A 14,505-nucleotide genomic window follows, 5' to 3' on the forward strand; every position below is an offset into this window, starting at 1 on the left:
AAATGTATATCGTTGGCAGAAGAAATTATTTAGACCAATTATCAAAAGCTTCATTGATGACTTTATTCTCGATAAAAATCATCTGCTACCACAGAGAATCTTTAAATAATAGTGCGTAAGTCCTATTCTATTTCAATTTCTGCTTTTGCTACAACTCAATTCGCATCTTCAGAATTAAAAGCGATGGATTGTGCAACTCTTGCTGTTGAAAAAGCGAATGCTAAGCGCTCTTTAGAAGCTGCTGACAAAAACATTGCAAACATCCAAGCATCTGCTCAAGCGCCAGGCAAATCATTGAGCAAATTTGCTGGTTTAGCGGGTGGCGCTCTTGCTGCTTTCGGTGGTAACTCTGAAAAAGCTGCTCGTGCAAGCAACATTGCAAACAGCTTGGCTGGTGAGCAAGATATTTCAGAAGCAGGCAACCTTGAACTTCAACAAGCAAACAAATCTGCTGCTCAAGCAAACATCGACAACATTGGTATCTACCAAGGTTCTAAAAAATGCAAAATCTAATCTAAAGCCAGTTTAGATTGATTTAAAAAAAGCCCTGTTCAGCCAGAACAGGGCTTTTTTCATGATGATTTTATTTCATACCGATTTATAAGACATTCAACTCAATATTAGGCAAATGAAAACCTCGGCAAGATTGTTCACTTTGCCATGCCACCGTCAACATCACATGCGGCAGTTGAATATTCTGATAAGCAAAAGTGCCAATAGCGGGGTGACTACACATCCCACCATTCTGCTCTAGATGACACTGCGTATTCAGTTCATTCAGGTTCACTCGAATCCCTAAACCCGACGCTTTAAGTACCGCCTCTTTGGTGGTCCAAACTTTAAACCAAAAATCAGGATCATGCTCACAACTGTCCCAATTGAGCAATTCTTCGGGATGAAAGCTGTGTTGAGCCATCGCATCAAAACGAACTTTTCGATTTAAATCTTCAATATCCACACCAATATTGGCGATTTTTTCACTGCTGGCCAATACATAATGCTGCTGACTATGACTATGATTAAAATGAAAATGTGGCAAATCCGGAAGAAAAGGCTTACCAAACGCAGACTTTGAAAAATCTGAATTTTCAACTGACCTATTTAGCCGCTGCCCGAGTAATTGATTTCGATATTGGTAAATGGCTTGTTTACGCACGGCAATTACCTCTTGACGACTCAAGCCATGCGGCTCCACAAAGAAGTCAGTAATTGCACTATATTCAAGCTGAATTTTCGCCATAAGTTATTGATCCAATATCTTTTACACTACGTCCATGACGCTATATTTTATGCGACTCTCCGACACAAAATACACCACAATACAGATGAGCGCATCGGTCCTTTGACTTATCGAGATTTTAAAACTCAGTTTAAAAATATTTCAAACCACTTAAGAAATACTTAATATTATAAATATATTCAAATACTTAAGTATAATAAATATTTTAAATACATCTTCAATTAGATAAAATACTCTAGATTCTTATAACTTTAATTTAAAACTCGGGGTAAATCAGATGCTAAGAAAAATCACGTTAATCAGTTCACTTTGTGTCCTACCATGTTTCGCTCAAGCAGGCTTATTGGATGCAGCTGTTGCAGTAATGGGTGCCAAAAATGGCGCGATTATGGACCAAGCTGAAGCGCGTATGAATCAAAGCCGTCAAGAAGCTGCCAATGCTGTAGCTCAAGCAGACCGTGGCTATGCCTCAAATTTCAATCAAGCTAACCAAACCAACAATAGTGTTTATAGCACCAGTTATTTAAAAACCTTAGATTGCACTGATCTGAGCGTTGAACGTAAAACTTTCGAACGCACATTGGAAGCATCGCAACTGGCATTAAGCCAAGCGTCTGCACAGCAAAATAATCAAGTTTCAAAATGGGCTGGTCTTGCTGGCAACGCGCTATCCGCATTTTCAGGTCAATCTGAAACAGCCGCGCGTATGGGACAATTTGCGACAGCTTTTTCTGGCAATAAAAATACACAACAGGATAGCAGCAGCGCACAGCAAGCCATGGAAATTGCTCAAGCTAATCTGGATAATATTGATATTTACCGCCAAGCTAAAAAGTGTAAAAACTAATTTCTACATCTTTTTAGATAAATAAAGTGAAATAAAAAAGCCTGCATATCTGCAGGCTTTTTTGTTCATCTAAACTTAGCGTTTGAATTTCTTTTCCGCCTTTTTGAACTTCTGAACATAACGACGTTTACGTGCCGCCGTACGCTCATCGATTTGCGACTTACGACCTTCAAATGGGTTATCAGAGGTTTTAAATTCAATTTTGACTGGCGTACCTTCAAGTTTATAAACTTTACGGAACACGTTTTCTAGGTAACGACGATAGTCATTTGGCGTTTTATCGACCTTGTTACCATGAATTACAATCGTCGGTGGATTTTGTCCGCCCATATGCGCATAACGCATTTTGATACGACGACCTTGAACCATTGGTGGTTGGTGCGCATCAGTTGCATCATTCAAGATCTGAGTGATTTTCGCAGGTGATACTTTCAAATGCGAAGAATCATAAGCACGGTGGATCGATGGATAAAGATCACCAACACCTGTACCGTGAAGTGCAGAAATTAAGTGAATTTTTGCCCATGGAATAAAGTCAAAACGACGTTCAACATCTAATTTACATTGTTTACGGTCGTAGTCAGACATGTTGTCCCATTTGTTGATGGCAATCACCATCGCACGGCCTGCTTCAAGCGCATAACCGATCAAATGCAAGTCTTGCTCAACGATCCCTTCACGTGCATCGACAACAATAACCACAACATGCGCATCTTTCATCGCTTGTAAAGTTTTCACAATCGAGAATTTCTCGATCATTTCGTCCACTTTACCTTTACGACGTACACCCGCAGTATCGATTAATGTGTATTTACGGCCATCACGTTCAAATGGGATATAAATCGAGTCACGTGTAGTACCTGGTTGGTCAAATGCAACCACACGGTCTTCACCCAACAAACGGTTCACTAGAGTCGATTTACCCACGTTTGGACGACCAATAATCGCTAAACGTAAGCCTGTGTCTTTATCGTGTTGTTCTTCACTTTCATCTTCAGGCACTTCAGCTAACACTTCTTCAAGCATTTGCTGAACACCACGACCATGGCTGGCAGCCACTTGAAGTGGTTCACCCATACCCAATTTGAAGAATTCAACTAAAGCTGCTTCGGCATGAACACCATCAACTTTGTTGGCAACAAGATAAACTTTTTTACCTAGCGTACGTAAGTCACGTGCAATTTGCTCATCAGATGCCAATAGGCCTGCGCGCGCATCGACCACGAAGACAATAATATCTGCTTCATTAATGGCAGTTTTTGACTGTTCTGCCATGTACGAATCGATACCACCTTCAGTTTCGCCAATACCCCCAGTATCAACGACAATGAAAGATTTATTTTGATAAGTCGCGTCACCATATTTACGGTCACGAGTCAGACCGGCAAAGTCAGCAACGAGAGCATCACGGCTCTTGGTTATCTGGTTAAACAACGTTGATTTTCCGACGTTCGGACGACCAATGAGCGCAATTACGGGTTTCATAGATTAACCTTTATTCCAGATCAGCCAGTTTGGTCTGGTCTGAACATCAGAAAGCTTAGGAAGAATGGAAATAGGATAAATGCCTAAAATAAATAAAAACACGGGGCATTGATGATTCAATCCCCCGCGTTAAAAATACGGTTTGGCTTATTTTAACATAAGCCGCAGAAAAATTAACGGTTCTGCCAAATGCTTAATGCACCCTTACGTGTCGACACATATAATTGATTGTCAATTACACGTAGTGAACGTACTTCACCACTGGTTTTAGAACGACCAACCAACTCACCTGTCGCTGGGTTGATTAAGTGAAGTACACCATCCAGATCACCAACCACAAGGTCTTGACCTAACATCACTGGGTTACTCAAATTACGATTAAGCAATTGGTCATTTTCCCACAATGTTTGACCAGTGGTAATTTCGTAAGCCACAATTTTACCATCAGTTTGTGTCACAAAGACACCATTGCCTGCAACTTCAGGACGCTGAATACTGCTCGCATCATTACTCCAGATCACTTGTTGTGAGGCAAGATCAAGTGCTGTCACTTGGCCTTGGTAACTGGTGGTAATTAAAAATTGACCTGCTACAGTCGGTTCACCGTCAATATCAATGAGACGTTGTACATCTGAACGACCGTCTGACACTGCAACACGACGCTGCATTTTCGGAATACCGCTCAATGCATCAATCACATAGATATAGGCATTTGAAGAAGCGATGAGAACATGACGCGCATCGAGTGATACCGGTGCTGCCATACCACGTAAACTAAACTGTACATTTGGCAAGTTATAGGTCCAAGTTTGTTGGCCCGTTGCCACATCGTTTGCGTATACCGTCCCATCATTGGTAACTGAAATAACGCGACCTGCTTGAATCAACGACGGTGAAAGTAACGCGCCGGTTAATTGCGCTGTCCACTTTTGTTCACCTGTTGCCTGATCTAATGCAAATAATTGACCTTTTGCATTACCAACAACCACAATTCCGTCAGCTGCTTCTACACCTGCAGTCAAACCTTGTTTAGAGATTTTCTTCTGCCATAAACGCTCTTTGCCTTTGTAGGCTTGAACTTCACCATTAGGATTTACGCTAAAAACAACGCCATTATCTGCATCCATACGTAAACGTAGTGGATCTGCTTCTTCAGTTGAAGCCACACTGTTTGAAAATACAGGTGCTAAAGTTTTTGCCTGTTCCAATTTTGGTAAAGGATTTGGTTTTACTTTTTCTACTTTTCCTTTATTTGCACAACCAGCCAAAGCAAGTGTTAAAACTGTCAGCGCACAGGTAATTTTGTATTTTCTATTCATTCAGTTGCTTCCACTTGTGTATCTATAATCGGACGTTCAATTTCAGGATCATCAACTAAAACGCCTACACTTTCGAGTTTAATTTGTAAAATTTGACGTTCTTCTTGTCGCTCAACCAAAGCATCCCATGCACTTTGATAAACTTTCTTTGCATTTTCGATATCATTTTTTGCAACATAGACATCGCCACGGGCTTCATCTGCAGTCGCTTGAAAAGCAGGTTCTTTAACTGCTTCTAAGGTTTTTAATGCTTCATCAAATTTCTTTTGTGCCAATTGTGCATACGCCAAACGTAATTTCACCAATTGAATTAAGCCTGCATCATCAACTTTTGAATTTTCAACTTTTTTCAAAGCTTTCTCAGCATTGGCATAATCCGCTTTATCATACGCCAATTTTGCCATAAGCAACTGAGTTTGGATGGCTTGTGGCGAATCTGGCGCTTCTTTTACAATTTTATCTGCAGTCGCAGAAAGTTGTGTAAAAGCGTCACCCGTCGCCGACTGAGCATCATCCATTAACTGCTGGACTTTGGCTGTTTGCATTTGTGATTCAGCCAAAGTTTTCTTCTGCCAGTATTCCCATCCGAAAAAGGCAATCAACGCAATTAAAATGCCGCTAACAATGGCAGAGCCATATTTTTTAGCAAACGATTTTAAATTATCAAGTTGTTCTTCTTCACTCAATGCGCTCATGAAATTACCTTTTTCCTTATGTTATAGGGATTATTTTGAAGAAATTTTTTCGATAATGAAGGCAACAAAGTCTGCCACATTCACTTCGTGTTGTTCTGCAATCGCTAGCTCTTTCACCAGCACTTGCCCTGCTGATTGCTCACGTTCACCGTAAATCACAGCAAATAAAGCACCCGATTGGTCTGCTTTTTTCATTTGCGATTTCATTGAACCTTGTGAACCAACTTTTAAGCGAATGTTGCTACCCGCTGCTTCAAGTTGATCACGAATTTGTTCAGCAAGGACCAATGCCTTACCTTGAGTTGCAGGATCTGAAACTAAGAATAGCTCACAGTCACGTACAGGAGTATTGTCTTCCACTTGTTCAAGTAGAAGAAGCAAACGCTCCATACCCATTGCAAAACCAACAGCAGGCACCGACTGGTCTACTTTACCTTTAAGCTGACCGACTAAACCGTCATAACGACCACCAGCACATACCGTTCCTTGAGAACCTAAGTGTGTAGTTGTCCATTCAAAGACCGTTTTGTTGTAATAGTCGAGACCACGAACCAATTTTTGATTGATCACAAAACCAACACCAGCATCAGTCAAATACTGCTGCAATTGAGCAAAGTGAGCCAACGTTTCTTCACCCATAAAGTCGTGAAGTTTTGGCGCATTTTCCAAAATGCTTTGTGTTTTTGGATCTTTAGAATCCAAAATACGCAGTGGATTCGTGGTTAGACGACGCTGTGAATCTTCATCTAAGTCATTTTTATGTGACTCTAGGAATTCAACCAATGCTGCACGATAAGCTGCACGTTCATCAGACTCACCTAAAGTATTGAGTTCTAATTGAACTTTATCTGCAACGCCCATGCGTTTCCACAAACGTGCAGTCATTAAAATCAATTCTGCATCTTGATCTGGTGTTGCAACACCAAAAGTTTCTACGCCAAATTGATGGAACTGACGGTAGCGACCTTTTTGTGGTTTTTCATAGCGGAACATTGGGCCGACATACCATACACGCGGTGTAGCACCACGAAGTAAGTTATGTTCAAGCATTGCACGTACACATCCTGCTGTTCCTTCTGGACGCAAAGTCAAAGACTCAGGCGGATTACCTTTGTCTAAGAATGTGTACATTTCTTTTTCAACGATATCCGTTGCATCACCAATAGAACGTTTGAACAGATGAGTCTGCTCCACAATCGGCAAGCGAATTTGCTGATAACCATAAGCATCCATCAGGCTAGATAGATGCTGTTCTAGACGTCTCCATGCAGGACTTTGCGTAGGGAGAATGTCATTAAAACCTTTGATTGCGACGATTGAACTCATGATCTACTCAGAAAAACTTGTGCGAATAATCTCTTTAGCTTTAGCGTCTTCAAGATCGCTAACACGTTGACGAACCATCGCTTCGATTTCGTCAACCAACTGATTTGTGTCAATTAAATGGCTCTTTTCGCCATTACGATACACCAGTGAACGCGGACTTGCACCAACTACACCAATATCGGCTTCTTTGGCTTCACCCGGACCATTCACTTTACAACCAATCACCGATACATCCATTGGGGTACGAATATCTTCTAAACGCTCTTCCAATGTTTGCATAACTTTGATGACATTAAACTCTTGGCGTGAACAACTTGGGCACGCAATAAAGTTAATGCCGTTTGAACGTAAGCCCAATGATTTTAAAATATCAAAGCCAATTTTGATTTCTTCTTCAGGCTCTGCTGCCAATGAAATACGCATGGTGTCACCAATGCCTTCCATCAACAAACCGCCTAAAGCGATAGCAGATTTGACTGAACCCGTACGGTAGACACCTGCTTCAGTCACACCTAAGTGTAATGGGTTATCAATTTGTTTAGATAACAAACGGTAAGCATCCATCGTCAGAAAGACATTGGATGCTTTGACTGACACTTTAAATTCATGGAAATTTAAACGGTCTAAAATATCAATATGGCGCATTGCAGATTCAAGCAAGGCCTGACCTGTAGGCTCACCATATTTCTTTTGAATATCTTTTTCCAGTGAACCGGCATTGACACCAATACGCATAGAGATGTCATTATGTTGTGCAGCAGCTACCACTTCACGAATTTTAGCTTCTGAGCCAATATTACCCGGGTTAATACGCAAACAATCTGCACCAAGGTCTGCAACACGTAAAGCAATTTTATAATCAAAGTGAATATCGGCAACCAATGGCACTTGCACACGTTTACGAATTTCACCAAAAGCTTCAGCAGCTTCCATACTCGGTACAGAAACACGCATGATGTCCGCACCGACGTCTACACAGCGCTGAATTTGTGCCACGGTCGCTTCGACATCACAGGTTTCAGTATTGGTCATACTTTGGATGCTGATCGGCGCATCACCACCGACATACACCGAACCTACTTTAATTTTACGCGTTGGACGGCGCTTAATTGGATTTTCAATCATTGTTCAGTCTGCTCTGTTGTCCCTTAACGTGATAAACGGAAATCTGCTTTGCCGTTTACGGTATATGGTGACAATGAAATATTTTCATTATTTAAGCTTAATGACACTACAGTTGCATCATCCAAACGAATTTGGAATGGTGTTTCACCGTTTAAGTTGAGCGTCGATGCTTGACGACCAGTCGCCAACACCTTACCCGTCGAATCAACAATATGTACTGAAGTCGGGCTACTAAAGGTCAATGTCAATTGATCACCGCTGACTGTTGCATTCCCGCCATTCATGTCGAGGACTTGAACTTCTGAAGCGACATCATTGGTCACAGCGTCTTCATTATCGCTGCCCGAGGTCATGCCCTGAATCGCCGCCACGATCGCACCAATGACCAACAACACCGCCAATGCAATCAGACCACGTTTGATCCATTTACGATTACGGTCACGGTTAGACCCGGGTAATTTACCCATAATTTTAATCGGTGAATTATTTAACGCGTGATTTGGCAACAATCCCGTATCGTTGGCATAAATATCATCAAAACGTTGAATGATATTGGTGGCATCAACTTTTAAATATTTGGCATAAGTGCGGTAGTAACCTTTAATAAAGGTCGCTTCAGGCAATGACTTATAATCATCTTGCTCGAGTGCAGTCAGTGTTTTTAATGGAATATTGAGTTCTGATGCGACAGCTTCAAGTTCCAGTTTTTGCGTAATACGTACTTGACGTAAATACTCACCTGGGCGTTGTACATTTCCTAATGCATTTGGAGCTACGCTCGAACCATTCGATTGCGGTGAATTAGGATTTACTTCCATACGGCCTCAGTACTGTACTGTAATTGCAAATAGCGTTGGTATTCAGGACTTTCTGGGAACAAAGCACGTAACTGGTTAACCAGTACTTGCATACCCAAATTGTCGCCATTGGCACGCGCTGTTCGAATGCCAATCCAGAGTGCGCGCGCACCCTGATTTTTTTGTCCTACTGCACGTACAAATTGTTCATACATTTGTGTGGCAGCAGGGAACTGCTGATTCAAATAAAAGATTTCAGACAACTCTAACATTGAAACATAGGAATCACGATTAGCCTGCAAAGCTTGTTTGAATGATTTTTCAGCATTCGCCACATCACCCACTTTCAGGTAAATTCGACCTAAATTTTCCAATGCTTTGAAACGTTGATCATAACCTAAAGTTGAACCTGCGATGCTGAACTGTTCAATCGCATCATTATAGCGCTCAACTTGGTATAAATACGTACCGTAGTTGTTACGCGCTTGAGAATTTTTTGAGTCTGCTGAAATTGCACGCTTAAAATAACTATCTGCTTTTTCTAAGTTGGCTGGGCTGCCTTCTCGTTGTAGTAAGACACCCATCATCATATTGGCTTGGGAATCGCGAGAATCCACTTCTAAAGCCTGATCTAATGCGCGTTTAGCAGAGTCCAAATCCCCTGCTTTCAGGTGTTCAACAGCCAATTGCGTTCTGATTTTTACGGCTTTCTCTGGGTCTTTTTTCCCAATCTCAGGCGTTTGACATGCTGTTAATGCCAAAACCGATGCACATAAAGCTGAAACGAAAGTGAACTTATACGTTAACTTTTTCAATTGGCTGCCTCTTTATTATCCTTGTGAGCGCAGTATCTCATTTTGCTGCGCAACTTTCTTTTTCCATTGCTCCGCACGACGAGTACGGTCAGCAACTTGCCCCACGAGTTGTCCACACGCAGCGTCGATATCATCACCACGTGTCTGACGAATCGTACACACAAAACCGGCATCAGACAAAGTTTTTTGGAAAGAAATAATACGGTTACGGCTTGAACGACTGTATGGCGCATGCGGGAACGGGTTAAACGGAATTAAATTAATTTTGCTTGGTAAGTTTTTCAACAGCTTTAACATTTGCTGTGCATGTTCAGGATGGTCATTTACACCATCTAACATCACGTATTCGATGGTCACATGTTTACGTGAACTTTCATTGCCATCTTTGGCGATATAACGCTGACAAGCTGCTATCAACTGTTCCAACGGATACTTTTTATTGATCGGAACAAGTTCGTTACGTAGTTCATCATTTGGCGCATGGAGTGAAATTGCCAAGGCCACATCAATGTCTTGTGCCAATTGGTCAATTTTAGGCACCACACCTGATGTTGATAAAGTCACACGACGCTTCGACATGCCATACGCAAAGTCATCCAACATGATACGCATTGAATTCAATACAGCATCATAGTTCAACAACGGCTCACCCATGCCCATCATCACCACGTTGGTCACTGAACGTTCACGATCCGCAACTGGCACATCTTCCATATAAGAGAAGTTCGCCATCCAAAGCTGTCCAATAATTTCAGCTTGGCTCAAGTCACGTTGAAAACCTTGTTTCCCAGTTGAACAGAATGAACAGTCCAGAGCACAGCCCACTTGTGACGAAATACACAAGGTCTTACGTGCGCCGGTTTTATCTTCTGCAGGAATGAGCACGGTTTCAACCAATGAACCTGCACCATCACCTACACGGAACACCCATTTACGAGTACCGTCTTTTGAATAATTTTTATGCACCACTTCAGGCGCTTTAATTTCACAAATCTTTTCTAGTTTTTCACGCAATTTACCAGAAATATTGGTCATTTCAGCAAAATCAGTCACGAAGAACTGATGAATCCATTTCATCACCTGCCCAGCACGGAATTTCTTCTCCCCCATTTCTTCGAAGAATTTTTCCATTTGCGGACGTGACATGCCCAGTAAATTCACTTTCTCCACAGTATTTTGCTGCGTCGGAGCGGATGGAGATTGTTGCTGTGCATCAGAAACAGCTGATGTAGCGACTACTTCAGTACTCATGTGTAATTACCTAAACCATGTCTAAAGATCAAAGGAGATGCTCAGTATTTGAGCGAAGAATTATTCAGAGAATAAAAAAACCAGACAAGCAGTATACCACTTATCTGGTTCGAATACTTCGAATTAACGAGTACGTGGAGCGATCTCAGTTTGAGCGAAGAAGTAGTTAACTTCACGATCAGCAGATGCTACAGAGTCAGAACCGTGAGCAGCGTTTTCGTCGATGCTTACAGCGAAGTCTGCACGGATAGTACCAGGAGCAGCTTCTTTAGGGTTAGTTGCGCCAAGGATTTCACGGTGAGCAAGAACTGCGTTTTCGCCTTCAAGAACTGAAACTACAACTGGACCAGAAGTCATGAATGCAACTAGGTCACCAAAGAAACCACGTTCTTTGTGCTCAGCGTAGAAGCCTTCAGCTTCAGCTTGAGTCAAGTGTTTCATTTTAGTTGCAACGATTTGAAGACCAGCTTTTTCGAAACGAGCAAAGATGTCGCCGATGTGGTTTTTAGCAACTGCGTCTGGTTTAACGATAGATAAAGTACGTTCAATAGCCATGAGAGGCTCCTTAAGTCAATTTGACGTGAAAAATTTGCCGCATTATACCGAATAATGCGCTATTTTCTGCTTTTGCTATACAAAAAAATTGCTTTTTTCGATGTAGGGATTAACTTGCCTCATCAATCCAGGCCATCTGAATTCCCTCAAGCAGACCTTCAGTCGACTTTTCGGGGTCATCAGTGAAATTTGGCAATGCACATACCCATGCATGTAGGTCAGTAAAGCGAATCCATTGCGGATCAACATCAGGGTGAGCTTCATACAGCTCAATTGCGATATCAATGGTATCTGTCCAGCGTAAACCCATGGGTCTTCCTAACATCGTCTATAGAATGATGGCTTACTTTAACAAATTTCAGCAATTCGACGTGATAAACCCTTTTAATTTTTTTATTACCAGATTTTGCAATTGAGATGTCCACATCAAACTATAAAACCAAACCGAAAAGAGGTGCACAGAGAATAATCGCCGCACCCACTGCAGCGCCTATAGCAGCACCGACAGCGACATCACTTGGGTAATGCAAACCTAAGATCATGCGAGATAATGCCACTAATAAGCTAAAGGGCAACATCAGGACCAACAGCATGGGTTGAATATAGCCCAGCACAGTTGTTGCCATGACTGCATGTAGAGTATGCCCTGATGGAAAACTAAAATGATCTAGAGGGCGTTCACCTAAGCGAATCACTTGATGCACTTGGTACGGTCTTGGGCGCACAGTTTTCTTTTTGAGGAGTTTATAGATCGAGGTCCCGACGGAACCACCCAGTAATACATAGACGATTTGTACACTGTAAGACATGCCCTGCACGATCCAAACCGTCGCCAACATGACATACCAAAACACACCATCACCAAGTCGACTCACCATTTTAAATATGTCAGCCACAACTTGTTGATGTGAAAAATGATTGAGATAAATACAGCCTTTTAAATCGAGATGCAGCATTCTTGTTTTTGCATTTTTAAAATTCATCGCTAATCTCCTATCTACAGTCAAAGTCTGACTATGTTGGGGTTGAGCTAGATTTGTGTTGTTATTTTTACAAGTTTAGTTCTGTGTTTGACTCAGCTTAAGTTGTCTTTTTGACAGTGCAATGATGCTTTGATGACAGTTCAATGAATATTGGTTATGAGGATGCTCAACCAGTATATAACCAATAGCGCTAGCTCCATTGGCTCATCATGGCTTGATCCACCACGCGATATAGCGCTTGCTCAAATTGCTGTACGGGATATTGCCATCCAATTTTAGCAGCGTCTTTTGCCGCCTCGATGCCGATGGTTTTTAATTTAGCGCGTTGCGGCAATTGCTGCATAAGACGTATAAATTCATCGGTTCGAGATAAATGACATAACCATCCCGTTTGCTGATTTCTCACGTGCAGTTGGGCACATGCAGCATTATATGCAATCACAGGCAATCCGCTAGCCATCGCCTCCAAAACCACATTACCAAAGGTCTCAACCTGACTTGCGAAAACAAAAACATCCGCACTGGCATAGGCTTCCGATAAAGCCTGACCACTTAAACTTCCCATAAAAATAACATCTAGGGATTTTGCCAGTTGCATTAGTCGTTCACGATCAGGCCCATCACCCACAATGACCAATTTCGTTCGTGCATCCATAGCCAACATCGAACGATAGGCAGAAATTAAAACATCCACTTCTTTTTCAGGAGATAGCCGACCGACATACAGCATCACGCGGGTATGTTCATCTGCTTGCCACTGTTGTCTCAGATCTGCTCGATAATGTGAGGGAGAAAATCGACTATGGTCCACACCACGCCCCACCACCACCAATGGACAACTAAAACCTAATCGATGCAGGGCATCTGCAGTATCTTGGCTCGGGACACAGGTGAGTTGAGTATTGTTATGAAACCATCGTAAATAATGTTGTACAGGCTTCATTAAAAACGCTAAATCAAAGAATCGACTAAAATCATGAAAGGCCGAATGAAAACCACTGGACACAGGAATCTGTAAAGAACGCGCCAGTTGAAGCATAGCAAATCCCAAAGGCCCTTCAGTGACTATATGCACAATGTCGACTTGGGCTTTTTTTAAAGCTTTACTCAGCTTGATCAATTGCGGCCAGCCAAATTGTAAACCTGAATATCTAGGAATCGACTGCGCTCGAACCAAACACTCTTGATCAGGTTTGAAATCCTGACAACTTTCGGACTGTTCAGGACGTATTAAAAATATTGAGTTGCCTTGTTGCTGCAAGCCCTTACACAGTTGCAATAAAGAATGTGCAACACCATTAATTTCTGGCGCCCACGTATCTGTAACAATGGCAATTTTTAGACCTAGACGGATTAAGGTTGAGACCGTTTGCACATCCATTCGTGATTGCATATGCTTAAATTGGAATTGAAAGCGTGCAGGTTCATCCTGTATACGCCCCAAATTGATAGCCGATTCTGTCATGATCTTACATGCTTCTTATAAATGTATATCCACAATTTAAGCAGCAGTTTTTGCATTTTGATGATTATTTGATGACACAATCGTGAAAAAAGGAGAATTATTCATCTCCTTTTTTACAATGTAAGATTGGATGATTATTTTTAAAAATCGACATTAACATAAATCTTATCCCGATATACTCCTGCTGGAACATTATAGGAAAGTGGGTTATCCATTAAACGCGCAGAAATCGTATATTTTCTATCCTGTCCAGCACGTTGGTTCATGATTGCCCCCCATAGATTATCAGAACCTCCTATGACTTTAAGTTGCGTTCTTAATTGATACGGTCCATTCGAAACAGAACTTAATCCATTACTATTTTTTAAATTTTGACTACGAAATGTGATTGAATAACTCCGATCACAAGATACATGAAATGACGTAGCTGTCTCACTATAAACATAATTGGATAATCGCATTTCTGGTGCAGATAGGCTTTGTTGCATAAAGGTTTGAAAGGCTGAGTTCCCTTAAGCTACTCAAATTTAAGAGACAACTTGGGTATGAGGGCGACCTAATTCTGTGAATTTATTCAAGACTGCCATGCGTGCATGGATCTC

The 14,505-nt window shown here is 41.6% G+C and carries 16 protein-coding genes and 1 pseudogene; 3 read left to right on the forward strand and 14 right to left on the reverse strand.

Going from position 1 to position 14,505, the window contains the following annotated elements; genetic code table 11:
- Positions 1-109, forward strand: a pseudogene (locus FTV03_RS14920) (IS701 family transposase); the annotation flags it as partial.
- A gap of 2 nt (positions 110-111) precedes the next feature.
- A complete protein-coding gene (locus FTV03_RS14925; protein WP_373687967.1) occupies positions 112-513 on the forward strand; it encodes a hypothetical protein in 402 nt (133 codons plus the stop codon).
- Positions 514-598: 85 nt separating this feature from the next.
- Here the strand turns inward: FTV03_RS14925 and FTV03_RS14930 are convergent, their stop codons facing one another.
- A complete protein-coding gene (locus FTV03_RS14930; protein WP_180042019.1) occupies positions 599-1,240 on the reverse strand; it encodes a 4'-phosphopantetheinyl transferase superfamily protein in 642 nt (213 codons plus the stop codon).
- A gap of 277 nt (positions 1,241-1,517) precedes the next feature.
- Between FTV03_RS14930 and FTV03_RS14935 the strand changes: the two genes are divergently transcribed.
- Positions 1,518-2,087, forward strand: coding sequence for a hypothetical protein (locus FTV03_RS14935; RefSeq protein ID WP_111884741.1), 570 nt, complete (start codon positions 1,518-1,520; stop codon positions 2,085-2,087).
- A 75-nt stretch (positions 2,088-2,162) separates the two neighbouring features.
- Here the strand turns inward: FTV03_RS14935 and der are convergent, their stop codons facing one another.
- The 13 genes from der to FTV03_RS18030 form a co-directional block, all read right to left on the reverse strand.
- Complete coding sequence (gene der, locus FTV03_RS14940; protein ID WP_078189606.1) at positions 2,163-3,572, reverse strand: ribosome biogenesis GTPase Der; 1,410 nt, start codon at positions 3,570-3,572, stop codon at positions 2,163-2,165.
- 173 nt (positions 3,573-3,745) lie between these two features.
- Entirely contained in the window at positions 3,746-4,891 is a 1,146-nt protein-coding gene (gene bamB, locus FTV03_RS14945; protein ID WP_078189607.1) for an outer membrane protein assembly factor BamB, read from the reverse strand.
- Positions 4,888-5,586, reverse strand: coding sequence for a tetratricopeptide repeat protein (locus FTV03_RS14950; RefSeq protein WP_078192660.1), 699 nt, complete (start codon positions 5,584-5,586; stop codon positions 4,888-4,890). The genes bamB and FTV03_RS14950 overlap by 4 nt, the downstream gene beginning before the upstream one ends.
- A gap of 30 nt (positions 5,587-5,616) precedes the next feature.
- Positions 5,617-6,912, reverse strand: a complete 1,296-nt coding sequence (hisS, locus tag FTV03_RS14955) for a histidine--tRNA ligase (protein ID WP_180042021.1) — start codon at positions 6,910-6,912, stop codon at positions 5,617-5,619.
- A 3-nt stretch (positions 6,913-6,915) separates the two neighbouring features.
- Positions 6,916-8,037: a flavodoxin-dependent (E)-4-hydroxy-3-methylbut-2-enyl-diphosphate synthase gene (gene ispG / locus FTV03_RS14960; RefSeq protein WP_078192661.1), complete on the reverse strand. Its 1,122-nt coding sequence runs from the start codon at positions 8,035-8,037 to the stop codon at positions 6,916-6,918.
- A gap of 23 nt (positions 8,038-8,060) precedes the next feature.
- Entirely contained in the window at positions 8,061-8,855 is a 795-nt protein-coding gene (locus FTV03_RS14965; RefSeq protein ID WP_180042023.1) for a RodZ domain-containing protein, read from the reverse strand.
- Entirely contained in the window at positions 8,846-9,649 is an 804-nt protein-coding gene (gene pilW, locus FTV03_RS14970) for a type IV pilus biogenesis/stability protein PilW (RefSeq protein WP_078189612.1), read from the reverse strand. Before pilW ends, FTV03_RS14965 begins: the two co-directional genes overlap by 10 nt.
- Positions 9,650-9,664: 15 nt before the next feature.
- Positions 9,665-10,900 (reverse strand): 23S rRNA (adenine(2503)-C(2))-methyltransferase RlmN, encoded by a 1,236-nt coding sequence (rlmN, locus tag FTV03_RS14975; RefSeq protein ID WP_180042025.1) that lies wholly within the window; start codon positions 10,898-10,900, stop codon positions 9,665-9,667.
- A 123-nt stretch (positions 10,901-11,023) separates the two neighbouring features.
- The gene (gene ndk, locus FTV03_RS14980; protein WP_078189614.1) at positions 11,024-11,455 is read right to left on the reverse strand and encodes a nucleoside-diphosphate kinase; all 432 of its coding nucleotides are present in this window, start codon (positions 11,453-11,455) and stop codon (positions 11,024-11,026) included.
- Positions 11,456-11,564: 109 nt separating this feature from the next.
- Positions 11,565-11,765, reverse strand: coding sequence for a Fe-S cluster assembly protein IscX (iscX, locus tag FTV03_RS14985; RefSeq protein ID WP_078189615.1), 201 nt, complete (start codon positions 11,763-11,765; stop codon positions 11,565-11,567).
- Between the two features lie 121 nt (positions 11,766-11,886).
- Positions 11,887-12,438, reverse strand: coding sequence for a phosphatase PAP2 family protein (locus FTV03_RS14990; RefSeq protein WP_180005379.1), 552 nt, complete (start codon positions 12,436-12,438; stop codon positions 11,887-11,889).
- 190 nt (positions 12,439-12,628) lie between these two features.
- Positions 12,629-13,906 (reverse strand): glycosyltransferase family 4 protein, encoded by a 1,278-nt coding sequence (locus FTV03_RS14995; protein ID WP_373685144.1) that lies wholly within the window; start codon positions 13,904-13,906, stop codon positions 12,629-12,631.
- 137 nt (positions 13,907-14,043) lie between these two features.
- Positions 14,044-14,169 (reverse strand): hypothetical protein, encoded by a 126-nt coding sequence (locus FTV03_RS18030; RefSeq protein WP_257220815.1) that lies wholly within the window; start codon positions 14,167-14,169, stop codon positions 14,044-14,046.
- Positions 14,170-14,505 lie beyond the last annotated feature (336 nt).

Origin of the sequence: Acinetobacter sp. YH12218, from assembly GCF_013417925.1 — a bacterium.
Lineage (GTDB): Bacteria > Pseudomonadota > Gammaproteobacteria > Pseudomonadales > Moraxellaceae > Acinetobacter > Acinetobacter amyesii.

What these genes read in the sequence shown, in the direction of transcription:
- FTV03_RS14930 (WP_180042019.1), bottom strand. Translation starts at nt 1,240, where the DNA reads ATGGCGAAAATTCAGCTTGAATATAGTGCAATTACTGACTTCTTTGTG.
- FTV03_RS14935 (WP_111884741.1), top strand. Translation starts at nt 1,518, where the DNA reads ATGCTAAGAAAAATCACGTTAATCAGTTCACTTTGTGTCCTACCATGT.
- der (WP_078189606.1), bottom strand. Translation starts at nt 3,572, where the DNA reads ATGAAACCCGTAATTGCGCTCATTGGTCGTCCGAACGTCGGAAAATCA.
- bamB (WP_078189607.1), bottom strand. Translation starts at nt 4,891, where the DNA reads ATGAATAGAAAATACAAAATTACCTGTGCGCTGACAGTTTTAACACTT.
- FTV03_RS14950 (WP_078192660.1), bottom strand. Translation starts at nt 5,586, where the DNA reads ATGAGCGCATTGAGTGAAGAAGAACAACTTGATAATTTAAAATCGTTT.
- hisS (WP_180042021.1), bottom strand. Translation starts at nt 6,912, where the DNA reads ATGAGTTCAATCGTCGCAATCAAAGGTTTTAATGACATTCTCCCTACG.
- ispG (WP_078192661.1), bottom strand. Translation starts at nt 8,037, where the DNA reads ATGATTGAAAATCCAATTAAGCGCCGTCCAACGCGTAAAATTAAAGTA.
- FTV03_RS14965 (WP_180042023.1), bottom strand. Translation starts at nt 8,855, where the DNA reads ATGGAAGTAAATCCTAATTCACCGCAATCGAATGGTTCGAGCGTAGCT.
- rlmN (WP_180042025.1), bottom strand. Translation starts at nt 10,900, where the DNA reads ATGAGTACTGAAGTAGTCGCTACATCAGCTGTTTCTGATGCACAGCAA.
- ndk (WP_078189614.1), bottom strand. Translation starts at nt 11,455, where the DNA reads ATGGCTATTGAACGTACTTTATCTATCGTTAAACCAGACGCAGTTGCT.
- iscX (WP_078189615.1), bottom strand. Translation starts at nt 11,765, where the DNA reads ATGGGTTTACGCTGGACAGATACCATTGATATCGCAATTGAGCTGTAT.
- FTV03_RS14990 (WP_180005379.1), bottom strand. Translation starts at nt 12,438, where the DNA reads ATGAATTTTAAAAATGCAAAAACAAGAATGCTGCATCTCGATTTAAAA.
- FTV03_RS18030 (WP_257220815.1), bottom strand. Translation starts at nt 14,169, where the DNA reads ATGAACCAACGTGCTGGACAGGATAGAAAATATACGATTTCTGCGCGT.